Here is a 23,005-nt window from a genome sequence, read left to right on the forward strand (position 1 = left end):
GGCCGGGGGCGGGCCGGGGGCGGGCCGGGGGCGGGCCGGGGGCGGGCCGGGGGCGGGCCGGGGGCGGGCCGGGGCGGGGCCATGGACGGCTCAGCTCCAGGGAGTGCCCGTCAGACGCTCGTACGCCTCCACGTACTTCGCCCGGGTCGCGTCCACCACCTGCTGCGGCAGCGCGGGCGGGGGCTGCTCGCTCTTCCGGTCCCAGCCCGACTCGGCGGAGGTCAGCCAGTCGCGCACGAACTGCTTGTCGTACGACGGCTGCGCGCGGCCCGGCTGCCACTGGTCGGCCGGCCAGAAACGGGAGGAGTCGGGGGTCAGCACCTCGTCGGCGAGGACGAGGGCGTCGCCGTCGAAGCCGAACTCGAACTTGGTGTCGGCCAGGATGATCCCGCGCTCGCGGGCGATGTCGCGGGCCCGCGAGTAGACGGCGAGGGTCAGCTGGCGCAGCCGGGCGGCGGTGTCGGCGCCGACCTGGCGGGCGACCTCCTCGTAGGAGACGTTCTCGTCGTGCTCGCCGACGGCGGCCTTGGTGGCCGGGGTGAAGATCGGGCCGGGCAGCTCGGAGCCGTCGGTGAGGCCTTCGGGGAGGGCGAGGCCGCACACCGTACGGGACTCGTTGTACTCGGCCAGGCCGGAGCCGGTCAGATAGCCGCGGGCCACGCACTCCACCGGGACCATCCGCAGCGACTTGCAGACCAGGGTGCGGCCGGCCCAGTCGGCGGGGGCGCCGGCGGGCAGCTCGGTGCTCAGGACGTGGTTGGGGGCGAGGTCGGCGAGCTGGTCGAACCACCACAGGGAGAGCTGGGTGAGGACCCGGCCCTTGTCGGGGATCTCGGTCGGCAGCACCCAGTCGTAGGCGGAGATGCGGTCGCTGGCGACCATCACGAGGTCGCCCGCCTCGTTCCGGTACAGGTCGCGCACCTTGCCGGTGTGCAGATGCACCAGGCCCGGAACCTGGATCGGCTCGGGCTTTTCGACGAATCCGGACACGGTTCCTCCCCGTGGTTCTGTCCAATGCCTCGATTGTCCCGTACGGGCACGGGCCGGCGGACAGCGGGTCAGTCACGTTTGCAGATGCGGTCCAGGAGGTTGGCCGTGGCTCGCTGGATACGGCGGTCCACGTGGCCCGGCCGGTCCAGCGCCGGAGACCAGGCGAAGGTTCCGGAAGCGAAGACCCAGGCGCCGGAGGGGGCGCGGTAGAGGGAGGTCTCCTGGTGACGGGTGACGCCCTCGGCGTCCCGGTACGGGGAGTGGGCGAGCAGGATGCGCTCGTCGTGGTCGGGGAGGGGGGCGCGCGGGAAGTAGCGGTCGGCCTCGCCGGCGACCAGGCCCTCGATGGCGTCGCCCTCGTGCGCGCCGGTCGCGTCCCACAGCCAGTGGCCGGCGTTGCGGACGATCAGCGGGTGGGGTTCGGGGACCGGGCCCGCGTACTGGATGCCGAGCAGTTCCTGCTCGGGGCGGTCGATCTCGCGCCACAGCACCGGTTTGCCGGGCCCCTGGCGTTTGCGGCAGGTGAGGAGGCGGTCGGGGCTGCCGGACGGGGACGGGCCCAGCTCGACCTGCCAGTAGACGGAGTTGGAGGACAGGAAGACCAGGGACGTGCCGTGGTCGCGGGCCGCCTCGGCGGCGCGGCGCATCTGCGGGGACCAGTACTCGTCGTGGCCGGGGAAGACCAGCCCTCGGTAGCGGGTGGGGTCGACGCGGCCGGCGTGCAGGTCGCGGGCGTCGGCGTAGGCGAGGTCGTAGCCGTAGCGCTCGGCCCAGCGGATGACGTCGTAGGCGTGGCCCACGTGCAGCGGGAGGCCCGCCCCGGCGTACGGGCGGTCGAAGGAGACGGTGGTCGCGGCGTCGCGCTCGCCGAGCAGGCGGCCGTCCTCGTCCCAGGCGTGGTAGAGGCTGGCGCCGGTGCGGCCGTCCTCCGGATAGAGGTTGTACGCCTGCCAGGTGACGTCCGGCAGTACCAGCAGCAGGTCGGCCGGGCGGTCGTCGCGGACGGTGAAGGGCACGTGGGAGCGGTAGCCGTCGGCGGTGGTCAGGACGGCCACGTAGGCGCCGGTGCTCCAGTGGTCCGGGACCTGCAGACGCCAGGAGAGCCACCAGTGGTGGCAGGAGACCGTACGGTCGACGACGAGCGGCGGGGACTGGACGATGCCGGACAGGCGCGGGCTCGTGGTGATCTTGGCGGCGCCGTCACCGGCGTAGTGGCCGATGCGGTAGACGTCGACGCTGAACTCCTGCGGCGGGTCCACAGTGATGTGGAAGTCCACGGCCTCGCCGGGGGTGACCGCGCCGGTGGAGGCGAAGCCCTTGATCTGGCGGTGCACGTCGTCGGCGGAGCGGATGGGGCCGGTCGAGCCGGCGCGCGGGGCGGGCACGCGGCTGCCGGGGCGGTGGGCGGCGCCGGTGCGCTCGGGGGCGTCCGGGTCGACGTACCAGGGGACGACCTGGCCGTCGTCGAAGTAGGTCTCGCTGCCGCGCAGCCAGGGGAGCGGGCCCTGGCCGAAGGGGTCCGTCACGGCGTGCGCCAGTGCTCCCGACTCCCAGCGGCGGATCTGGTCCGAGCCCATGGTGCGTGCTCCCCTCCCTTGGGCCCCCGTGTGTGTCGGTCGGTTCGGTGGTCCGGTGGTGCGGTGGTCCGGTGGTGCGGTGGTGCTGAGCTGCGTGGTCGAGTCGTGCGGTCGTGTGGTCGGGCTGTGCTCGGGTGGTGCGGTGGTGCGGTGGTGCTGTTTCCGGGTCGTGCGGGTTCCGGGGTGGTGCGGTGGTGCGTTCGCGTGGGCCGCGGCCGGGTGGTCGCGGGGCGGGGGTGGTGCTTGTGACGCCGGTGCGGTTATGAGCTTGTCGTATGTCGCAAGCCCTTGCCACGCGCCTGTTCGGTCCCAGCACATCACATTGCGCACGGACTCCGTCACCGTTCGTTTCGAATTGACCGAAAGCGGAACAGAGGGCTCCGGGAGGGAGGGGGCTCAGACGAGACGAACCGGCTTCTCGGGGCGTATGCCGATCTCGGTCAGCCAGGCGCGCAGGGGCGCCGGGTCGCCGTCCTCGATGAGGCTGAGGACCTTCGGGGCGAGGTCGGCCGCGCGCTCGCCCCTGATCAGGAGCGAGGGGCCGTCCAGCCAGTCCAGGCCGGGGGTGGCGCCCGCGGTGTCCATCGCCGCGCAGCAGACCATCGCCGTGATGTGGTCGGCCAGCAGCTCGCGCGGGGTGCGCGGCGGCTGGAGGGGGAAGAGGGGGAGGGCGGCGTCGTCCCAGAGCGGTGCGTCCGGGCCGGTGACGGCCGGCTGGGCGGGGACGACGGGGAGAGCGGCTTCCTCCTCGCGGGTCAGCTCCTCGCTGAGACCGGCGGCGAGGGCGGTGCAGCGGGGGCTGGGCACGGGCTGCCCGTCGGCGTCCTCCACGCGGGTGGCGGTGTGCGAGGCGTGGGCGGAGGCGCGGGCCGGGGCGGGAGTCTCCTCCGCGAGGTGGTCGAGGACGCGGGCCAGGGTGGGGCCCTGGGCGTCGGGGGCGGTGCGGCGGACGCCGAGGGCGTCCAGGACGCGGTGGAGGCGGGCCGCGTCGGTGCGCCATTTGCGGTCGACGACCTCCTCCGGATACTCCTGCCAGTCCACCGGACACCAGTCCGGACCCGGCGCGGCGGGGCCGCCGTGGAAGAGGCGGGCGGCGAGCAGCGAGGCGGCCTCGTCCACCGCGCCGGGCTCCTCCAGCAGGTCGCAGGCGGGGCGCTCGCCGAGCCGCGAGGCGAAGCCCTCGGCCAGCCGGTCGCGCCGGGACAGCTCGGTGAGGGCGGCGACGACGCCCGCGTCCAGCCGGGAGGGCCAGCGGCCCATCCGCCAGGCGGGCAGCGCGACCCGGGTCAGCAGCCGGTCCCAGCCCGCGTACGCCAGGCCGACCTGCTCCTGGGCGACGATCCGCAGCCCGTAGTCCACCGCCTGGGCGCGCTCGGCGGCGGCGGCCGCCACACCGCGCTCCATCTCGGCGGCGTGCTCGCGGCAGCCGCGCAGCAGCAGCCGGGCCAGCCAGGCGGCCCCGGCGCCGGGGAGCCGGGTCAGCGGGCCGCGGCCGGCGGCGGAGGTGACGGCCACCGCGGCGTCCAGACCGCGTACGAAGCGTCTGGCGGCCGCTATGTCGGGGTGGGCCGAGGGGCCCGTACCGGCGACGACGGGGGCGAGGACGGCGCGCAGTTCGCCCACGCGCATCCACCACAGGAACGGGGAGCCGATGACGAGGACGGGCGCGGTCGGTGTGCGCCGGGGGCCGCCGTGACCGCCGTGACCACCGTGATCGCCTTGCTCGCCATTACCGCCGCGACCGAGCGGCCCGTCCTGACCGAGCGGTCCGCGCAGTCCGCGTGGCCCGCGGCGTCCGCGTGGTCCGCGGCGGGCGAGGCCCGGCGGGTGGCCGGGATCGTCGCCGGGCGGGGGCGGGCCGTGGGCCGGGTGGGTGCGGTCCTCCAGCCAGCTGTCGCAGTCCGGGGTGAGCGCTATGGCCGAGGGGGCCGGGACGCCGAGCCGGTCGGCTAGGTCGCGCACCAGCCGGTACAGATCCGGGGCGGCCTCCTCGGCGATCGGGACCGTGGGGCTCACGGCCGGCCGGGCGCGGGCGACGACCAGCGCGAAGCCGGCGGCGGCGAGCAGCACGAGCAGCGCGAGGGCGCCGGTCGCCCAGCGGGCGGCGTCCCAGAGCGGGCCCGTCAGACGCCCGGTGGAGCCGCCGACGAGCAGGATCACCGCGGCGGCGGCCGGCAGCAGGGCCACGGCCAGGGCCCGGCTGCGCACCCGCAGCACGGCCACGGCCCGGGCCCGCGCGGCCTGGGCCCCCACCTCCACACCGATGGCGGTCACGACCGGACCTCACCCCCTCCCGTCCTGGCTGCACTGGCTGTCCTGGTGTTGCTCACTCCCCCACTGTGGCACCCACCACTGACATCGCAATGCCGGTGGGCCAAGTGCCGGAACGCTTGCGCCGCACCCTAGTTGGGGGTTCGGCCCCCGTCAGCCGGAAAGCACATCGGTCACTCGATGGAATGGCTTTGGGGAAAGGTGGATGACGCAGGGCAAAGGTCAGGCCCCGGATTCCGTCGGGAGTCCGGGGCCTGGATCGTGCCTGGTGGGCGGGGGTGCCGCGGGTCCGCTACCGGCCCGCCGCCGCCTTCGCCGCGATGTCCGTGCGGTGCTGGGAGCCGTCGAGCCGGATGCGACCGACCGCCTGGTAGGCGCGCTCACGGGCCTCGGTGAGGTCCTTGCCGGTCGCGGTGACGGACAGCACCCGGCCGCCCGCGCTCACCACGGCGTCGCCGTCGCGCCGGGTGCCGGCGTGCAGCACGTACGCGTGCGGCGCGTCCTGCGCGGCGACCTCGTCCAGACCGGTGATCGGGTCGCCGGTGCGGGGGGTGCCGGGGTAGTTGTGCGAGGCGACGACCACGGTGACCGCGGCCTCGTCGCTCCAGCGCAGCGGCTCCAGGTCGGCGAGGTTGCCGGTGGCGGCGGCCATCAGCAGGCCGGCCAGCGGGGTCCTCAGACGGGCCAGCACGACCTGGGTCTCCGGGTCGCCGAAGCGGGCGTTGAACTCGATCACCCGCACGCCCCGGCCGGTGATGGCCAGACCGGCGTACAGCAGACCGGAGAACGGCGTGCCGCGGCGGCGCATCTCGTCGACCGTGGGCTGGAGCACGGTCTGCACGACCTCGTCCACCAGCTTGGGGTCGGCCCAGGGCAGCGGCGAGTACGCGCCCATGCCGCCCGTGTTGGGGCCCTCGTCGCCGTCCAGGGCCCGCTTGAAGTCCTGGGCGGGCTGGAGCGGGACGACCGTCTCGCCGTCCGTGACGGCGAAGAGGGAGACCTCCGGGCCGTCCAGGAACTCCTCGATGACCACGCGCTCGCAGGCCTGCGCGTGGGCGCGGGCCCGGTCGAGGTCGCCGGTGACGACGACGCCCTTGCCGGCGGCGAGACCGTCGTCCTTGACGACGTACGGCGCGCCGAAGGCGTCGAGGGCCTCCTCGATCTCCTCCGGGGTCGTGCAGACGTACGAACGGGCCGTGGGCACGCCCGCCGCCGCCATCACGTCCTTGGCGAAGGCCTTGGAACCCTCCAGCTGCGCGGCCTCCTTGGACGGGCCGAAGACCGGGATGCCCGCCTCGCGCACCGCGTCGGCCACGCCCGCGACCAGCGGGGCCTCCGGGCCGACGACGACCAGCTCGGCGCCGAGCCGCGTGGCGAGCGCGGCCACCGCCGCGCCGTCGAGGGCGTCGACCTGGTGCAGCTCGGCCACCTCGGCGATGCCGGCGTTGCCGGGCGCGCAGTGCAGCGCGGTGACGGCGGGGTCGAGGGACAGGGAACGGCACAGGGCGTGTTCGCGGGCGCCGCTACCGATGACGAGGACCTTCACGGGGTCAGCCTAACCGGAGCGGGGCGGGGCGGTTTGTGCGGGCGGCCGAAGGGATGGGGGTGGGGTGGTTGTGGGTTTGTCCAAGGGGCGGGGGTGGGGCGGGGTGCGGGCATGCGATACGCGGGGCGGGGGCGGGGTGGTTCACAGGCCGGGCTGGGACATACGCGGGGTCGGGCGGGGCGGTTCACAAGCCGGGCGGAGGCATACGCGCGGGCGAGGCGGGGCGGGTTCACAGGTTTCGGCGGAGCGATACGCAGCGCCGGACGGGGCGATGGGCAGCGCTGGGCGGAGCGCCATACGCGGGGCCAGGCAGGGCGGTTCGCAGGCCGGGCGGAGCCATACGCGGGCAAAGCGGGCGCTTTTCGGGCCCGGCGGAGCAATACGCAGCGCCGGACCGGGCGATACACAGCGCTGAGCAGAGCGCCATACGCGGGGCCAGGCAGGGCGGTTCGCAGGCCGGGCGGAGCCATACGCGGGCAAAGCGGGCGCTTTTCGGGCCCGGCGAAACCAACACGGGCGAGGCGGGGCGGTTTTCGGGGCCGGCGGACGATACGCAGCGCCGGACGGGCGATACGTAACACCGGGCAGGGCGGTTCGCAGGCCTGGCGGAGGGATACGCGGGGCCGGGTGGGGCGAGCGACACGCGGAGGTCGCACGAACAACACGCGGAGGTCGCGCAAGCGACACGCGCGGGCCGGGCCCGCCTCGGGTACCGGGGTCGCGCGGCCCGCCGCGTCACGGCTACTCGTTGGTGAACTCCTCGACCACCGTCGCTCCCAGCTCCCGCATGATCAGCTCCTGGCCGGAGAGGGCCGACTCGTCGAGGTCCGGGTCGTCGTCCTCGGGGATGTCGTCCTCGGGGGCGACCGGGACGGGGGCCGGGTCCCGGCCGGGCGGCGGGGCCACGGGGGCCGGGGGCGCGGTGGGCGTGGGAGCGGCGGGGGCGGCGGCCGAGGTCGCGGTGGCCTGGAGGGCGGAGGAAGCAGCGGAAGCCGGGGAGGCGGGCTGGGACGGGCGCTGCGCCGTCGCCGTACCACCACCGCCACCGCCGTAACCACCGCCCACTGCGCCGCCGTGGCCGCCGGCGGTGGCGCCGCCGTAGCCTCCGGAGGGCGCGCCGCCGTAGCCGCCGGTGCCGGAGGCGCCGCCTCCGCCGTAGCCGCCGCCGGGGCCGCCGCCGGACGGCGCGGAGCCGCCGGACGGGTCGACGATCGCGTCGATCTTCCACTGCACGTTGAACTGCTCGGCCAGCGCCTGCCGCAGTACGTCCTCGCTGCCGCTGCTCGCGAAGTTGTCACGGGCGCCCGCGTTGACGAAGCCGAGCTGGAGGGTGGTGCCGTCGAAGCCGGTCACCTGGGCGTTCTGGCTGAGCAGGATCCAGGTGAAGCGGCGGCGGTTCTTCACCGCCTCCAGGATGTCCGGCCAGAGGGCACGCGGGTCGAGGCCGCCGACGGGGGCGGCCTGGAGGGGGGCCGAGGGGGCGGCGGCGGACGGGGCGGGTGCCTGGGCGCCGGGCGCGCTCGGGGTGTGGGCCGCCGGGGGGCGGCCGGGGCCGCTGCCCGGGGCGGTGGCGGTGGGCCAGCCGCCGGGGCGGCGACCGGCACCGGCACCGGCGGGTGTGGCGGTGGGCCAGGCGCCGGGGGCCGGGGCGGCGGGCGCCGCCGCCGGCTGGGCGGGTGCGGCGGCGGCCGGGGCCTCGGCGGGGGCCTGGGGCTGCGGCGCGCTGGGGGCCGGGGTGCCGACGGGCGCGGGTGCCGGGGCGGCCTGGACGGGAGCCGCGGGCTGAGCGGGGGCCGGAGCGGCGGCGGGAGCCGTGGGTGCGCCGGAGCCCCGTACGGCGGCGCGGGCCGCGGCGGCCCCGCCCCCCGGAGGAACCTCACCGGCGGCCCCGGCGGCGGCGTGGGCGTCCGGCCCCGGCGCGTACCCCATGGGAGGCGTGCCGGCGCCCGCCGAGAAGTTCACGCCGCGCTCCAGGCGGTCCAGGCGGGCCATGACGGACCGCTCGTCGCCGTACGCGGCGGGAAGCAGGACGCGGGCGCAGATCAGCTCCAGCTGCAGGCGCGGGGAGGTGGCGCCGCGCATCTCGGTCAGGCCCTCGTTGACGAGGTCGGCGGCGCGGCTCAGCTCGGCCGCGCCGAAGACGCCGGCCTGGGCCTGCATCCGCTCCAGGACGTCGGCGGGGGCGTCGATGAGCCCCTTCTCGACGGCGTCCGGCACGGCGGCGAGGATGACGAGGTCGCGCAGCCGCTCCAGCAGGTCGGCGACGAACCGGCGGGGGTCGTTGCCGCCCTCGATGACCCGGTCCACGACCTCGAAGGCGGCGGCGCCGTCACCGGTGGCGAAGGCCTCGACGACGGAGTCGAGGAGCGAGCCGTCGGTGTAGCCGAGGAGGGAGGTGGCCATGGCGTACGTCACACCCTCCTCCCCCGCGCCGGCGAGCAGCTGGTCCATGACGGACATCGAGTCACGCACGGACCCGCCGCCGGCCCGGACGACCAGGGGAAGGACGCCGTCCTCGACGGGGATGTCCTCCTTACGGCACACCTCGGCGAGGTAGTCCCGGAGCGTGCCCGGCGGGACGAGCCGGAACGGGTAGTGGTGGGTCCGCGAGCGGATGGTCCCGATGACCTTCTCGGGCTCGGTCGTGGCGAAGATGAACTTCAGGTGCTCCGGCGGCTCCTCGACGACCTTCAGCAGGGCGTTGAAACCGGCCGACGTGACCATGTGGGCCTCGTCGATGATGTAGATCTTGTACCGGCTGGAGGCGGGGCCGAAGAAGGCCTTTTCGCGCAGCTCACGGGCGTCGTCCACACCACCGTGGGAGGCTGCGTCGATCTCGATGACGTCGATCGAACCCGGCCCGTTCCTGGCCAGGTCGCGGCACGACTGGCACTCCCCGCAGGGGGTGGGAGTGGGACCCTGCTCACAGTTCAGACAGCGGGCGAGGATGCGTGCGCTGGTCGTCTTGCCGCAGCCACGCGGACCGCTGAACAGGTACGCGTGATTGACCCGGTTGTTCCGCAGCGCCTGCTGCAACGGGTCGGTGACATGCTCCTGCCCGATGACCTCGGCGAACGACTCCGGGCGATAGCGGCGGTACAGCGCGAGAGACGACACGCATACGAGGTTATAGGCGCCCACTGACAACCGGATCCGCCCCGAGATCGCCGACAGCGGGCCCGGAGATCGCCGGCCCCCCGGTCTCGGAGATCGCCGGGAGTGCGCTCGCGAGATCGCCGATCGCGGACGCGGGAATCACCGGCGGTCACGCCGACCACCGCCGAAGACCGACCGGGCCCCGCCCGGCAGCCGCAACACGCCCGGCAACGCAAGCGCCCCCCACGCACCCGCCAGAGCCAACCTACCCTTGCTGCCTTCCGGCCCTGGGGGAGTTCAGTCAGATAGCGCCGCGTGAGGGGCTGCGCCCAGGCTACCTGATCCCGGGGGCGGGGAACGAGTTCGCGAGCACCCTTCTCGGTCATGTAATGTTTCCGGCGGAGGATTCGCCTAGAGGCCTAGGGCGCACGCTTGGAAAGCGTGTTGGGGGCAACCCCTCACGAGTTCGAATCTCGTATCCTCCGCCTCCGCCCGCGAGGGCAGTCGAGGGCCCCGACCGGTTCGCCGGTCGGGGCCTTCGTCGTGTGGCGTCTCACAGGTCGTCCTCGGCGGTCCCGCCCGTCTGGGCGCGCCGGTCGCGGCGTCGGGGGCGAGGGCGGTCGGAGACCCAGAAGGCCCGGGACATGACCTTCTGCTCGTGCTTGGTCCGCTCCCGCGTCAGGTGGTCCTTGAACTGCCGTCCATGGGCCTTCAGGGCCTCGGTGACGAGCAGGTCGGCGAGTGCGCCCAGTCCCGCCGCCTGCAGGGCTCCCACCAGGGCCGCCTGATCGGCGCAGGAGCGGGCGCGGACCATGTGGTCCAGGACCCGTCGCTGCACGCGCTCCGCGCGCGGACCCACGCCGCTCGTCGAGCCGAGCCGCTTGACCAGCAGGGCCACGTCGACCACCGGACCATGGAGGTACCTGTCGGTGATCACCGCGTCGAGCTGGCCCGTCAGCGAGGCCGACTCCAGTGCCAGCATCAGGTGGGCCAGGGTCGGCACCTCCATGCTGCTCGCGTGCCGGCACAGGACGTCCCGGCCGGCACAGCGCGATCCGGCTTCGGCCAGGGCCGCGAGGAAGAGGCCCGCCTGTCCCGCCAGCTCGTCGTGGACCGCGCACCGGAAGATCGCCTCGGCGGGCGCGTCCAGCCCGTGGTGCTCCAGCCAGGTCAGCAGTGCGGCGCACTCGGCCGGCGTGAGGATCCTGGCCGCGGTCCGCATGACCGCCTCCAGGCCCGGTGCCATGCCGCCCAGCAGGTCCAGCAGCTGCTCGATCTGGTCCACCGGTCGCGACCGCACGGTCAGGACCAGCAGGTTCGCCGCGAACTGATGGCGTCCCGCCATGTGCAGCTCGCTGATCAGGACGGCGACGTCGTCGACGGGACGGCACCTCCCCGCGCGGGACAGCACCGACCAGGCCCGTCCGTCCCGCAGGGCCTGGACGAGCGGGATGAGATGGCCGATGCTGCGGTCCTGGGTCAGGGCGAAGACCGTCTCGGCGTCCCGCTCCAGGCCGTGGTGGCTCAGCGCGCGCAGGAACTCGGCCACGTCGGACGCGGACCGCCCGGCCGCCACCGCCCGCTGCAGGACGTCCGCGTACCGGGACAGCCGCACGTCGCGCAGGGTGAGGCTCAGCGTCACCAGGTCGGACACCGGTCGCTGGGCGGCTGCCGCCGACATCGCGGTGACCACCGCGCCGTCGAGTTCGCCGCCCGCCAGGGTGAGGGTCACGGACACCAGGTCGGGCACCGAACGGACCACGGCCGCCGCACCCAGAAGACCTTCCGCGTGCTCCGGGAGCCCGGCCCGGTGCAGCGCGAGGGCGAAGTCGGCCAGGTCCTCGGGCTGGTGGAACCGCACCGACGCCTGAACCAGGATCACCACGTATTCCTCCAGGCCGTCCCGGAACAGTTCCCGGGCCAGGGCACTGGTGTCGTCGACCGAGCGGACCATCAGCATGGCGGGCAGCGCGGTCTGGGCGTGCGTGTCGAAGCCCGCCCGCCGCAGCGCGGACAGGAGCCCCGCCACCTCCTCGACGGTGCGCGACTGGCCGGCCGACCGCACGAGCTCGCTCGCCATGGCCTTCCGGGTACGCAGCTCCAGATCCCCGACGGCCCGCACCAGCTCGGGCACCGAGGACCTGCGGTCGGCCTCCTCCAGCATCGCCACGATGGAGGGGCGCTCGTCGTCGTCCTGCTCGCCCTCGCCCAGTGCCTGAAGGGTCTCGAGCCTGCTTTCCAGCCGGTGGCACCGGTCCTCGGCGGCGATCAGTTCCGCGCGGGTGACCGCCAGTGCCTCCTGCAGGTAGATGACCTGTTCCTGCAGGTCACCGCTTTCCTCCTGAAGCCGCGCGTACTCGCCCCGCCACAGCTCCACCTCGCCCCGGTGGGCGAGCCGCTGCTCCTCCAGCTGCGCCTCCAGGTTCCGGCACCGGCCCCGTACCTTCGCCAGGCGGCCCTCCCGGTCCAGCAGCGCCTCCTCCAGGGCGCGCTGCCGGGTCGTGATGCGGCGGGTCTCCTCGTCGGCCTCGGCCAGCCTGTCCTGGAGGGCCTGCATCTCACTGCTGTGCCGGTTGCTCTTCAGCGCCGCCCGGTGCAGCTCCCACAGGGCCGCCCGCGCCTCGGGGGTGAGGGGGGCCGCCCGGGCCTTCTCGACATCCTCGATGATCCTGGTGACGAAGTCCCAGGGCGGGACCCGCTCGCCGTTGAGGTAGCGGGTCACCGAGCTGGGATCGATGAACTGCCGTGCCGCGAGGCGCCGCACGCCGATCCCGAGCACGAGGAAGAGCTGGCGCAGATGCTGCGCCAGCGCCCGCTTCTCCGGGGGCAAGCCGTCCTTCAGCGGGGCCAGCCTCACCGGCCGGGCCGGGGCGGCCGTGGCCACCTCGCCAGGGGTGGGCGCCTGTCCGTCGTACATCCCGCCAGTATCGCGGCGGCCCAACTCGCCTGTGGTGTCAATGGTGTTGCCGTCCGGAACGGCAACACCCCCGAGTGCTGCCACTGCGAACGGCAACACGCGCGGCGCCCTTCGGGGCCTTGCCTGCCGTCCGCGTGGGGAACGATCGGTCCCACGGTGCACACGCCGATGCCGAACGGGAGGAAAACCATGACCATGACCGACGACGCCAGGACCGACGACGCCGGGCGGCCGCCTGCCGCGCGGTCCGCCTTCTGGCACCGTCTCGCCCGTCAGGCGGCTCTCGGCGCCGCCGGTGCGGTCGGTTCAGGGGTGGTGACCCTGCTGGTGTGGTGGCTGCGGGGCGGCTAGGGCGAGACACCCCTGGGACACGCGGTCACGGGATGAGCCGTTGTTCCTTCGCCGTGGCGACCGCCGCCGCACGGGTGGTGACGCCGAGTTTGTCGTAGATGCGGCGGAGGTGGGTTTTGACGGTGGCCTCGCTGATGTAGAGGGTGCGGGCGATGTCGCGGTTGGTGAGGCCCTGGACGAGGTGGCCGAGGATGTCGCGTTCGCGGGGGGTGAGGGTGGGGCGGGGGGTGCGCAGGTGGGACATGACGCGGGTGGCGACGGGGGGTGAGAGGGCGGTGCGGCCCTGGGCGGCGGCGTGGATCGCGGTGAAGAGTTCCTCGGGGCGTTCCGCCTTGAGGAGGTAGCCGGTGGCGCCGGCCTCGATGGCGCGGGTGATGTCGGCGTCGGTGTCGTAGGTGGTGAGGACCAGGACGTGGGGCGCGCGGGTGCCCTCGTCGGCCGTGCGCAGGATGCGGCGGGTGGTTTCCACGCCGTCCATTCCCTCACCCAGCTGGAGGTCCATCAGGACGACGTCCGGGGTGAGCTTGCGGGTGAGCGCGATCGCCTCCTCGCCCGTCGCCGCCTCGCCCGCCACCTCGATGTCCGGGGCGCTGGCCAGCAGGGCGCGCAGGCCCGCGCGGACCACCGCGTGGTCGTCGCAGAGGAGGATCCGTACGGTCATTGCGGCTCCGGGGGTGGGGTCGCGGACAGGGGGATCGCCGCCGACAGGACCGTGCCCTCGCCGGGCGCCGACTCGATCGTCAGGGTGCCGCCCAGCCGGCGCAGGCGGGCGCGGATCGCGGGCAGGCCGTGGCCCCGGCCGGACCCCTGGGGCGCGGGCGTCCGCGGGTCGAAGCCGCGGCCGTCGTCCGCGACGTCGAGGACGATCTGGTCGTCCAGGCAGGTCAGGGTGAGGGTCACCGTGGTCGCCGCCGCGTGTTCCCGTACGTTGGCGAGCGCGCCCTGCGCGATGCGCAGGACGGCCGACTCCACCAGGGCGGGCAGCGGGGCCGTGGGGGTGCCCTCCGTGTGCAGGCGGACCGTGAGGCCGGCGTCCGACTCGCGCTCCGCGAGCGCCGCCAGGGCCTGTCGGAGTCCGGCTCCGCCCGCCAGGTCCGCCGGAGCGAGGTCGTGGACGAAGCGGCGGGCCTCCGCGAGGTTGCGTTCGGCGACCGAGGCGGCCGTACGGACGTGGGAGCGGGCCGTGGCCGGGTCGGTCTCCCAGACGCGATCGGCCGCCTGGAGCAGCATCCGCTGGCTGGACAGGCCTTGGGCGACGGTGTCGTGGATCTCCCGGGCGAGGCGTTCGCGTTCGGCCAGCATGCCCTCGCGGCGCTCGGTGGCGGCGAGGACGCGGCGGGTGCGGACCAGGTCGTCGATGAGGGCGCGCCGGCGGGCCGACTGGCGTTCCATCGTGACGAAGACGGCGGTGGCGATCGCGGCCACGGCCGGGGGCGCGAGCAGCACGTTCGGGTCGGGCCAGCCCGCCAGCCGGAGCTGGGCGGCCACCACCAGCGCGGTGAGCACGGCGACCAGGGTGACGGCGGCGCGCGGCGGCAGGGTGCGCAGGCCGGTGTAGAAGAGCGGGACCGCGCACCAGGCGAAGCTCGGGGCGAGGGCCACCAGCGCCGCCCAGGCGGCCACGACCGCGCCCAGCCAGATCATCCGCCGCGCGGTGAGCCGGGCGCCGAGCGCCGGGCCGAGCACATACAGCGCCGCCAGCAGCACCGAGAGGGCGATGATCCACGGGGTGCGCGGCTCGGGGCCGTGGCGGGCGAGGTAGCGGGCCAGGGAGGCGCCGAGCAGGACGAAGAAGGCGGTGTGCATGACGACCGTGAGGGTCGTGCGGTCGTCCGGTTCGAGTGTTCGCGCGTCGTCGTCCGTCGCGTGCGCCATGCCTCCCCGCCTCCCTTCTCCTCCGCGCTGAGCTGGGCAAACACCTCCATTGTCGGGCTTGGGGGCCCGTCTTGGGTCAGCCGTTCGGATGACCCCGTTCCTGACTCCGTTCCTGACTCCGTTCCGGCTTCGACCGGTGCGGGTTCAGCCGATGCGGACCGTCCGCGCCACCGTCACCTGGTCGAACTCCGACACCCGCACCGTCACCTTCATGCGCCAGCTGCCCGGCACGGGCAGGTCGAGGGTGTCGGTGGCCCAGTAGCCGCCGCGGTCGGCGAGTTCCGCGTCGATCGGGCCGATGTCCTGCGCGGGGTGGGTGAAGGTGAGGCGGAGTTCGGGGACGGTGACGAGGCCGCCGTCGGGGGCGAAGGCCACGGCCTGGACGGAGTTCTCGCCGGTGCGGGCCGGGTCGAGGGTGATCTGGACGGTGCCGCGTCCGCCGGGGGTGCCCACGTCGAACGGCACGGTCGTGGTGGTCGTGGGCGGCAGCACGGTCGCCGGTCCGGCCGCCGCCGCCTCGGCCGCGGCGCGGCCCGGGAGCGTGCCGGTCAGCAGGGTCGTCAGCGCCAGGACGACCACGGCGACGGCCAGTTCGGCGAGGACCGAGCGACGCAGGCGACGCCGGTCCGGGTACGGGGGTGAGGGCAGGGGTGGGGGCGACGACGAGGGCGGCGACGAGGGCGAGGGTGAGGGCTCGGCAGGGCCTCCGACCGGGTGCGCGGGCGCGGGCTCCCCGCCGCCGCCTCCTTCCGCCTCCCGCGCCGACGGCCCTCCGACCCGCTCCAGTGCCCTCTCCGGTACGGCTGTGCCCTCCCCGGACGCCGGCGCGCTGGACGTCGCCTCGCCGGGCGTCGCCTCCCCGGACGCCGGCTCCCGCACCAGCCCCCGTGACACCCACGCCGCCCCCAGCAGCAGCACCACCGCCGCCGTCTTGGCGGCCAGGAGCCGGCCGTACGTCGTCTGGGTGAGCGCGTCGAGGGAGCCGAGGCCGCGCCAGGACTGGTAGACGCCCGTGACGACGAGGACGGTGACGGAGGTGAGGGCGAGGCGGGAGTAGCGGTGGACGGTGGCCGTGGGGAGGCCTCCGTGGCGCAGGCAGGTCAGCAGTGCGGCGAGGCCGCCCAGCCAGGCCGACATCGCCAGCAGGTGCAGCACCGAGGAGACCATCGCCACCGGCACCTGGATCCCGGCGGACGCGTGCTCGGCGGCGGCCCAGGTGAGGGCCAGGCCCACGGCGAGCAGCGCCCGCACGGCCGGTGTACGCCGGCCGGGGAGCCGTACGGCGAGCAGGAGCAGGGCCACACGGGCCAGCAGGGCGATACCGGGGCGGGTGGTCGCGGTGCGGGTCAGGCTGTCCGGGTCGAACGCCGTCCACGGGGCCGCGCCCGTCTCGTAGGGGGCGCGCAGCAGGAACAGGGCCAGGGTGGCCGCCAGCAGCGTCCACCAGCCGGTGACCAGCAGCCGGCGCAGGGGGCCGGGGTCGGGCGGGCGGCAGAGGGCCGTGAAGGCGGCGGTGCCGAGGAGGAGGGCGACGGCCAGGTAGGCGAGGTGGCGGGCCAGGAGGTGCAGGGCCTTGGTCGCCGGGTGCTCGGGCGGGCCGGTGTCCGCGGCGGCCGTCGTACGGCTGGGTTTGCCGACGGAGAAGCTGAACGCGCCGGAGACGGGGTGGCTGTCGGCGGAGACCACCCGCCAGACCACCGTGTAGGTGCCGGTGCGCAGGTGATCGGGCAGGCGGACGCGGACGGTGTCGTCGCCGTCGGGCGCGTGCCGGGCCTCGCCGACGCGGACGCGCCGGTTGTCGGGGCCGAGCAGGCGCACCGACCCGTCGAGCAGGCCGACGGACTCGGTGAAGGAGAGGGTGAGCTGCCGGGGCGCGGATTTCAGGACGGCGCCGTCGCGGGGGTCGGTGCCGGCCAGCGCGGCGTGCGCGGAGGCGGGGGCGGCGGAGCCGAGGAGGACCAGCAGGGTCAGCAGTGCCAGCAGCAGCGCCGGCCGGCGCGGTCGTCCGCCCTCGTGCATCGGATCCGTACACCTCCGTACTCGACCGGGGAGAGCCACTCAGGGGTCATACGGACGGCGCGGCCCGGGTGTTCAGCCGCTCACCAGGTCGGCCGCGCCGTCACCCCGCCGTCCACGACCAGGTCGTGGCCCGTGATCCAGGACGCGAGCGGGGAGGCGAGGAACGCGCAGGCGTCGCCGATGTCCTCGGGCCGGCCCAGGCGGCCGAGCGGGGCCGCGCGCCGCCAGCGGTCCACGCCGTCCGGCCAGTCCCGCGCCAGCCCCTCGCGGTCGACGAGGCCGGGCGAGACGGTGTTCACGCGGATGCCGAGCGGGCCGTACTCCAGGGCCGCCGCGCGGGCGTGCATCACCACGGCCGCCTTGGCGGCGCTGTAGTGGGCGTGGCCCGGGGCGGGCGCGCTCGCCTCGACGGACGCGATGTGGGTCACCGAGCCGCCGCTCTCGCCCATGACCTCGACGGCCGCCTGGGTGCAGGCGAACACGCTGCCCAGGTTGGTGTCGACGACCGCCCGCCACTCCTCGGCCGTCATCCCGGCCAGCTCGCGCACCGGCTGCACGCCCGCGTTGTTGACCAGCGCGGTGAGCCGTCCGCCGCCCCACGCGGCGGCCTCGCGCACGATCCGCCGGCACGCGGCCGGGTCGGTGAGGTCGCCGCGTACGACCGTGGCCCGGCCGCCCGCTTCCTGGATGCGGTCCGCCACGGCATGGGCCTCCCGCACCGCCGTACGGCAGTGCACGGCGACCGCCGCGCCGTGCTCGGCGAATCGCAGCGCGATGCCCCGGCCGATGCCCCTGCCCGCGCCGGTGACGAGGGCGGTCTGCCCCTCCAGGAGTCTGGGGGAAGGCGTCGTCATGGGCGGCACAGTGCCATGATCCGCGCGGCCTCGGCCGGATAGCGCGCCGTGAGTTCGCCCGCGTCGCCGTGTTCGTAGTCGGCGTAGGTGAAGCCGGGCGCCAGGGTGCAGCCGAAGAACGTCCAGGAGCCGCCCTCGGCGACCCGGCCGCCCATCCAGGTGCCCGCGGGGACGGTGAGCTGGACCTGCTGGCCGCCGAGGACGTCGGGGCCCAGCACGGCGGTGCGGGCGGTGCCGTCGGGGGCGAGCAGGAGCAGTTCCAGCGGGTCGCCGAGGTAGAAGTGCCAGATCTCGTCGGTGGGGAGGCGGTGCAGGGCGGAGTGGTCGTCGCGGGTGAGCAGGGCGACGATCGCGCTGCCCTCGGGGCGGCCGTCCGGGCGCTCGGGACCGGCCCAGGTCCGCCGGAACAGGCCGCCCTCGCGCGGAATCGGCTCGAGTCCGTAGTGCGCGATGAGCTCTTCTGGCGTCACGCCGCGAAGGCTACCCCCAGGGTCTCGCGGGCTACCCCCAGGTTTCGCGGCCTACGTTCAGGATTTCGCGGGCCACCCCCAAGGTCTCGCGGGCTACCGCCAGAATCTCGCCGCCTAACCCGACGGCCTCGCGCGCCTCCCCGAGCATCCCGCGCTCACGCCGGGAACACCACCTCCCGGCGCAGGAAGGCCAGTTGCGCCCGCTTCTCCGGCAGGTACACGTCCGGCAGGTCGATCTCCGGCAGGACGACCGCCGGTCCCGCGTCGAAGCCCTGCTTCACGAACCGGGCGATGGCCTTGTCGTTGCGCACGTCCGGGTCGACGACGATGCGGCGCCGGCCGAGGGTGCGGAAGACGTACGCGGTGACGGCGGCCACCAGCCCCGCCGTCCAGCCGGAGCGCGCGCCGCCCGTTGCCGTGGGGGGCGCGAGCAGCAGGTGGATGCCTATGTCGCCGGGCTGGACCTCGTAGCACTCGCTGACCCGGTCGGCCTCCGGGTCGTAGGTCTGGAGGAGAGCCGCCGGGATGCCGTCCTTCAGCATCAGGAAGGCGTGGTGGGTGTCGAGGGTGTCCATGTGCGCGTAGATGCCGGCGACCTGATCACGGGTCAGGCCGTTCATGCCCCAGAAGGCGGCCCGTTCCTCGCTGACCCAGCTGTGGATCAGCTCCGCGTCGCCCTTGGCGTCGAGCGGCAGGATGCGGACGGTGCCGAAGCCGTCGACCACCTCCTCGTGGACTGTTTCACGTGAAACGCAGGCGTCAGACATCGCTCTCGTTCTCCTTCACGAGCCGGTCCCAGTCGGTGACGACCGGGACGAGTTCTCCCCCGCTCCAGAGAGGGAGCTGGTCACGGTGGTGCGGGGAGCCGGGCACGCCGGACGCGCCGAACGGCACCACCCACAGGCTGTCCTCACGCCGCGCCAGGTCCCACACATAGCGGGCGGCCGGTCCGCGCGCCGCCAGGTCGGTGAGGCCGGGGACGGCGGAGGTGCACAGCACGCAGTCGTGATCCCCTGACAGGCCGGGTTCGTCGTACGGGGTGCTGTTCAGCGCGCGCCAGGGGGCGAGGCGGTGGGTCTCGCCCCAGGTGCCCCGCGGGGGCCGTGCGGCGGTCTCCTCCAGCGCCTCCCGGATCAGCGCGGGGCGGTCGATGCCGTACAGCTCCCGCGCTCGCAGCAAGTGTTCGAGCGCGTAGCCGATGCGCACCGTGAGGTTCAGCCAGGGCAGCAGGGCCTCGGGATAGGCGGGCACCTCGGTGAGCGGCGCGAAGGCCGGGTGCGCGGCGAGGCGGCGGACGAGCGCGCTGCGCACGGCGGCGAAGGCGGCCGCGTCGGCGCTGTCCGCGTCCATGTGGCGGTCCCAGCGCAGCAGGCGGTCGCGCAGCCGCTCCGCCTCGGGGGTGAGGCCGTCGAGGCCGGCGAGCCGGTCCAGGAGGGGGGCGGCGGAGGCGAGGTGGGTGTCCATGTGGATCGCGGGCATGTCGCCGGCCGCCCAGCGCTCCTTCCGCGCGAGCAGCGCGGCGATGCGGTCGGCGCGGTGCGGCGGGGCGAACTCGACGCCGAGCGGGGCGGCGGGGCCGCGCTGGTTGGCCATGACGGCGACGCCGTCGGTGAGGCCCGCGCGGGGCATGGGGTGCCAGCCGGTCCACTCGTGGCCGGGCTCCCAGGCGGGGACGGGACCGAGGCGGTGGGCGGCGGAGCGCTCGGGAACGCGGCCGGCGACCCGGTGCAGGGTGCCGCCCTGGGTGTCGGCGGCCTGGACGACGTTGACCGGCTCGGCCCACTGGTCGAAGGCCCGGTCGATGTCGGCCACCGTGCGGGCGCGCAGCAGCGGCAGCAGGGCGCCGAAGCCGAGGTCGGCGGTGACGTGCGGTGGGTAGCGCAGGCTGAGGGCGAGCGGGGTGCCGTCGTCGAGGCCTTCGGGGCCGCCCGCGACGACGGGTCCCCGGTCGGTCGTGATCACCTCGACGGGCACCTTCTCCTCGCCGCGCACCTCGACGTACTCGGTGTGCAGGGAGGCACGGTGCCAGACCCCGTCGGGTCCGAGGGCCTCCACTCCGGCACCGGTGCGGCGCAGTCGCTCCTCGTACAGGTCCTGGTAGTCGGCCATCGCGTTGGTGATGGCCCAGGCGACGGTGCCGGTGTGGCCGAAGTGGGCGATGCCGGGAACGCCGGGCACGGCGAGGCCGATGACGTCGAACTCCGGGCAGGAGAGGTGGATCTGCTGGTAGACGCCGGGATCCTCGATCCAGCGGTGCGGGTCGCCGGCGATGACGGCCTGCCCGGTCACGGTGCGCTCGCCGGACACCAGCCAGCCGTTGCTGCCGGAGGTGCCGGGCCCGTCGGTGGCGAAGAGGCCGACGGCGTCGGGGCCGAGGTGGCGGACGGCGTGCGCCCGCCAGAGCTTGGCGGGGAACCCGGCGAAGAGGATGTGGGTGGACAGCCAGACGGCGAACGGGGTCCACGGCTCCCAGCGGCCGGGGGCGAGACCCGCCTCGCCGAACCGGGGGTCGCGGCGCGCGCCTTCCGCCAAGCCGTCGTTGACGCCGTCGACGTACGCGCGGATGAAGTCCGACGACTCGGGGTCGCGGGCGGCGAGGGCGCGGAAGCAGCGGTAGGCGGTGCTGGAGAGGCGGGCCCGGCGGGCGAGGAGGTCCCAGTGGAGCGCGTCGGAGCCGAGGAAGGCAGCCGAGGTGCCCCGCGCGCGGTGCCGCTCCACCTCGAGCTGCCACGCGCGGTCGAGAGCGGTGACGCGGCCCTGGAGGCGGGCGAGTTCGCGTGCGCTGGCGGCCCGCAGATGCGGGATGCCCCAGGCGTCCCGGTAGATCCCATGGGCCCCGGATCTCTCTGTCGTCACCCCAGTGACCCCTCTGCGCTCTGATCGGACTGCTTTGGTTAGGCTTGCCTAAGTGATTCGTGGCGGAATCGTACGCGACGCGTGCAGGGGCGGCACCACCGGTGCCCCGGCCCGCCGGGGACCACCAGCGCGCGGCCGCCCCAGGACCACCGGCGCGCGGCCGCCCCAGGACCACCGGCGCGCGGCCCGCCCGGCGACGCGGGATCATCGGTGCATGGACGTCACCCTCCGCCTCGCCCAGGACCCGGACGCCGACGCGCTGCTCGGCCGCAGCCCGCTCGCCGCGCTGATCGGCATGCTGCTCGACCAGCAGATCCCCATGGAGTGGGCGTTCAAGGGCCCCAGGACCATCGCCGACCGGATGGGCACCGACGACCTGGACGCCCACGAGATCGCCGCCCAGGAACCCGAGGCCTTCGCCGCCGTACTGTCCGAAAAGCCGGCCGTGCACCGCTACCCCGGCTCGATGGCCAAGCGGATCCAGCAGCTGTGCCAATACCTCGTCGAGCACTACGACGGTGACGCCGAGGCCGTCTGGAAGGACGTCCCCGACGGCGCCGAACTGCTCAGGCGGCTCCAGGAGCTCCCCGGCTTCGGCAAGCAGAAGGCCCAGATCTTCCTCGCCCTGCTCGGCAAGCAGCTCGGGGTCACCCCCGAGGGCTGGCGCGAGGCGGCCGGCGACTACGGCCGGGCGAAGTCCTTCCGCTCCGTCGCCGACATCACCGGCCCCGAGTCCCTGGCCAAGGTCCGCGCCCACAAGCAGGAGATGAAGGCCGCGGCCAAGGCCGCCAAGGCGGCCGGGAAGTAACACTCCTCCCCGTCACGGGCACCCGCCCGGTCGTCCGGGTGGCCCGCCCCAGGTGGCGGGCGGCCCGCGCGCGGTCCAAGCATGGACCATGAGCGAGGCACCGACGGGCTCCCCGTGGGGACCCGAGTACGACGACCGCAAGGTCCACCGCACCCGGACGGCACCCACCGCCCGGGAACCCGAGCCGCCGTTCGAGGGCCCTTTGCACGCGCTGTCCCGCGCGGCCTGGCAGATCGTGCTGCTCACCGGGGTCGCCTCACTGGTCCTCGGCGTCCTGGTCCTGGTCTGGCCGGGCGCGTCCCTGCGCGCCGCCGGAGTCCTGTTCGGCCTGTACCTCCTGCTCAGCGGCGCCTTCCAGCTCGTCTCCGCGTTCGGCACGCACAAGACGACCGCGCTGCGCGTGCTGGCGTTCGTCAGCGGCGCGCTGTCGATCCTGCTCGGCCTGTTCTGCTTCCGCGGACCCCTTCAGTCGATCCTGCTGCTGGGTCTGTGGATCGGCATCGGCTGGCTGTTCCGCGGCATCGCCCAGACCCTCGCCGCGGCCTCCGATCCGGGGGTGCCGGCCCGCGGCTGGCAGATCCTGCTGGGCGTCGTCACCCTGCTCGCCGGTGTCGTCCTGATCGTCTCGCCGTTCGAGTCGGTCGCCGTCCTCACCGTGGTCGGCGGCTGCTGGCTGGTCGCCGTCGGCATCGTCGAGATCCTCACCGCCCTGCGCGTCCGCGGCCGGGCCCGGCACGTACCGCACGAGCTGTGAGCCGCGCCGGTACGCCGAGTGAGCGGATCTGGCCACCACCGTGACCGCCCTACGCCCTCCGGGGAGACGACTTCCGTGAGCACCGCACCCAGCCGCCCGCGCCCCCCGCGCAGCCGGATACGGCCGCGGCGGGTGTGGCCGCGGGTCCGGCCGCGGTTCCTGCTGCGCGTCGTCGTGGTGCTGCTCGCGCTGCTGATGCCCGTGGCGCCCGTGGCGGCGGCCGGGCTGCCGGTCGCGGCGACGTCCGCGGCGGAGGCCGCCGAAACGGACCTGGCGGAGGCGGCGCTGCGGCCCGTGACGCGCGGTCCCCGGCCGCCCGCCGTGCCCCGGCGGGCGGCCCGGCCCGCCCCGGCACCCGTGCGTCCGCCGCTGCGCCTCCCGGTGCCGTCCTCGCCGTACCCCCTCAGTGCCCTGCGGTGCGTGGTGCTGCGCTGCTGACCGGGGCCCGCTCCCCGGACACGTAACCCCACGACGCAAGGAGCACAGCCATGCCTGTCGATCCGTACGCGGTGCTGCGCGCCCTGTTGCGCGCCGAGGCCGCGCGCAGCGCGCCGAAGCCGGAGGCGCAGAAGCCGCGCCCGCAGCAGTCCTCGGTGAAGGAACAGGGCCGCTGAGCCGCCG

General features: G+C 74.9%; 18 protein-coding genes, 1 tRNA gene and 1 other RNA gene. 6 read left to right on the forward strand and 14 right to left on the reverse strand.

Going from position 1 to position 23,005, the window contains the following annotated elements; genetic code table 11:
- Nucleotides 1–90: 90 nt before the first annotated feature.
- The 6 genes from AB0K92_RS07565 to ffs all read right to left on the reverse strand — a co-directional run bounded on the left by AB0K92_RS07565 (nt 91) and on the right by ffs (nt 9,808).
- Nucleotides 91–990: a phosphoribosylaminoimidazolesuccinocarboxamide synthase gene (locus AB0K92_RS07565; RefSeq protein ID WP_365920365.1), complete on the reverse strand. Its 900-nt coding sequence runs from the start codon at nt 988–990 to the stop codon at nt 91–93.
- Nucleotides 991–1,058: 68 nt separating this feature from the next.
- Nucleotides 1,059–2,567: a N,N-dimethylformamidase beta subunit family domain-containing protein gene (locus AB0K92_RS07570; protein WP_365920367.1), complete on the reverse strand. Its 1,509-nt coding sequence runs from the start codon at nt 2,565–2,567 to the stop codon at nt 1,059–1,061.
- Between the two features lie 396 nt (nt 2,568–2,963).
- On the reverse strand, nt 2,964–4,841 hold the full coding sequence (locus tag AB0K92_RS07575) for a hypothetical protein (RefSeq protein ID WP_365920369.1): 1,878 nt from the start codon (nt 4,839–4,841) through the stop codon (nt 2,964–2,966).
- Nucleotides 4,842–5,130: 289 nt separating this feature from the next.
- Nucleotides 5,131–6,384, reverse strand: a complete 1,254-nt coding sequence (purD, locus tag AB0K92_RS07580) for a phosphoribosylamine--glycine ligase (RefSeq protein WP_365920371.1) — start codon at nt 6,382–6,384, stop codon at nt 5,131–5,133.
- Between the two features lie 741 nt (nt 6,385–7,125).
- On the reverse strand, nt 7,126–9,501 hold the full coding sequence (locus tag AB0K92_RS07585; protein WP_365920373.1) for a DNA polymerase III subunit gamma and tau: 2,376 nt from the start codon (nt 9,499–9,501) through the stop codon (nt 7,126–7,128).
- Nucleotides 9,502–9,709: 208 nt separating this feature from the next.
- An RNA gene (ffs, locus tag AB0K92_RS07590) (signal recognition particle sRNA small type) lies at nt 9,710–9,808 on the reverse strand.
- A 72-nt stretch (nt 9,809–9,880) separates the two neighbouring features.
- On the opposite strand from ffs, the gene AB0K92_RS07595 reads away from it, so the two are divergent.
- Nucleotides 9,881–9,965 (forward strand) — tRNA-Ser (locus AB0K92_RS07595).
- Nucleotides 9,966–10,033: 68 nt separating this feature from the next.
- On the opposite strand, the gene AB0K92_RS07600 is transcribed toward AB0K92_RS07595, so the two are convergent.
- On the reverse strand, nt 10,034–12,397 hold the full coding sequence (locus tag AB0K92_RS07600) for an ATP/GTP-binding protein (RefSeq protein ID WP_365920374.1): 2,364 nt from the start codon (nt 12,395–12,397) through the stop codon (nt 10,034–10,036).
- 189 nt (nt 12,398–12,586) lie between these two features.
- On the opposite strand from AB0K92_RS07600, the gene AB0K92_RS07605 reads away from it, so the two are divergent.
- On the forward strand, nt 12,587–12,748 hold the full coding sequence (locus AB0K92_RS07605; RefSeq protein ID WP_166000237.1) for a hypothetical protein: 162 nt from the start codon (nt 12,587–12,589) through the stop codon (nt 12,746–12,748).
- Nucleotides 12,749–12,773: 25 nt separating this feature from the next.
- On the opposite strand, the gene AB0K92_RS07610 is transcribed toward AB0K92_RS07605, so the two are convergent.
- The 7 genes from AB0K92_RS07610 to AB0K92_RS07640 form a co-directional block, all read right to left on the reverse strand.
- Entirely contained in the window at nt 12,774–13,409 is a 636-nt protein-coding gene (locus AB0K92_RS07610; protein WP_365920377.1) for a response regulator transcription factor, read from the reverse strand.
- The gene (locus AB0K92_RS07615) at nt 13,406–14,623 is read right to left on the reverse strand and encodes a sensor histidine kinase (RefSeq protein WP_365920379.1); all 1,218 of its coding nucleotides are present in this window, start codon (nt 14,621–14,623) and stop codon (nt 13,406–13,408) included. Before AB0K92_RS07615 ends, AB0K92_RS07610 begins: the two co-directional genes overlap by 4 nt.
- A 144-nt stretch (nt 14,624–14,767) precedes the next feature.
- Entirely contained in the window at nt 14,768–16,642 is a 1,875-nt protein-coding gene (locus AB0K92_RS07620) for a copper resistance protein CopC (RefSeq protein WP_365920381.1), read from the reverse strand.
- Between the two features lie 80 nt (nt 16,643–16,722).
- Nucleotides 16,723–17,496, reverse strand: coding sequence for a glucose 1-dehydrogenase (locus tag AB0K92_RS07625; RefSeq protein ID WP_365920383.1), 774 nt, complete (start codon nt 17,494–17,496; stop codon nt 16,723–16,725).
- On the reverse strand, nt 17,493–17,966 hold the full coding sequence (locus AB0K92_RS07630; RefSeq protein ID WP_365920385.1) for a cupin domain-containing protein: 474 nt from the start codon (nt 17,964–17,966) through the stop codon (nt 17,493–17,495). Before AB0K92_RS07630 ends, AB0K92_RS07625 begins: the two co-directional genes overlap by 4 nt.
- Before the next feature lie 155 nt (nt 17,967–18,121).
- Nucleotides 18,122–18,733: a GNAT family N-acetyltransferase gene (locus AB0K92_RS07635; RefSeq protein WP_365920387.1), complete on the reverse strand. Its 612-nt coding sequence runs from the start codon at nt 18,731–18,733 to the stop codon at nt 18,122–18,124.
- Nucleotides 18,726–20,822, reverse strand: coding sequence for a penicillin acylase family protein (locus AB0K92_RS07640; protein ID WP_365920389.1), 2,097 nt, complete (start codon nt 20,820–20,822; stop codon nt 18,726–18,728). The genes AB0K92_RS07635 and AB0K92_RS07640 overlap by 8 nt, the downstream gene beginning before the upstream one ends.
- 214 nt (nt 20,823–21,036) lie before the next feature.
- Here AB0K92_RS07640 and AB0K92_RS07645 point away from each other — a divergent pair, with 214 nt between their 5' ends.
- From AB0K92_RS07645 to AB0K92_RS07660, 4 genes are all read left to right on the forward strand, one after another.
- Nucleotides 21,037–21,630 carry an HhH-GPD-type base excision DNA repair protein gene (locus tag AB0K92_RS07645; protein WP_365920391.1) on the forward strand — a complete coding sequence of 198 codons (594 nt, stop codon included), beginning with the start codon at nt 21,037–21,039 and terminating at the stop codon, nt 21,628–21,630.
- An 88-nt stretch (nt 21,631–21,718) separates the two neighbouring features.
- Nucleotides 21,719–22,384 (forward strand): HdeD family acid-resistance protein, encoded by a 666-nt coding sequence (locus AB0K92_RS07650; RefSeq protein WP_365920393.1) that lies wholly within the window; start codon nt 21,719–21,721, stop codon nt 22,382–22,384.
- A 75-nt stretch (nt 22,385–22,459) separates the two neighbouring features.
- Entirely contained in the window at nt 22,460–22,822 is a 363-nt protein-coding gene (locus AB0K92_RS07655) for a hypothetical protein (RefSeq protein ID WP_365920394.1), read from the forward strand.
- Nucleotides 22,823–22,872: 50 nt separating this feature from the next.
- Nucleotides 22,873–22,998 carry a hypothetical protein gene (locus AB0K92_RS07660; protein ID WP_365920396.1) on the forward strand — a complete coding sequence of 42 codons (126 nt, stop codon included), beginning with the start codon at nt 22,873–22,875 and terminating at the stop codon, nt 22,996–22,998.
- Nucleotides 22,999–23,005: the final 7 nt, after the last annotated feature.

The sequence above is a fragment of the Streptomyces sp. NPDC052687 genome, assembly GCF_040678395.1.
In the GTDB taxonomy this organism is placed as follows: domain Bacteria; phylum Actinomycetota; class Actinomycetes; order Streptomycetales; family Streptomycetaceae; genus Streptomyces.